Below are 242 nucleotides of genomic sequence, written 5' to 3'. Positions count from 1 at the left end.
TCCTCTTGACCGCCTCCGGCGGCCCGTTCCGCGAGACGCCGCTGGAGCAACTCGCTTCGGTGACGCCGGAGCAGGCTTGTGCGCACCCGAACTGGTCGATGGGGCGGAAGATTTCCGTCGACTCCGCCAGCATGATGAACAAGGGGCTCGAACTGATCGAGGCGTGCTGGCTGTTCGACGCCCAGCCGAGCCAGGTCGAGGTGGTGATCCACCCGCAGAGCGTGATCCACTCGATGGTGGAC

The 242-nt window shown here is 65.7% G+C and carries 1 pseudogene; it reads left to right on the top strand.

Annotated features, from left to right (window positions below):
• Positions 1 to 242: pseudogene (locus tag CQY20_RS34125) on the top strand (1-deoxy-D-xylulose-5-phosphate reductoisomerase); the annotation flags it as partial.

The organism is Mycolicibacterium agri, assembly GCF_002553505.1.
In the GTDB taxonomy this organism is placed as follows: Bacteria; Actinomycetota; Actinomycetes; order Mycobacteriales; family Mycobacteriaceae; genus Mycobacterium; species Mycobacterium agri.
The sequence above is the reverse complement of the archived record's forward strand: the minus strand, read 5'-3'. Positions and strand labels throughout refer to the sequence as shown.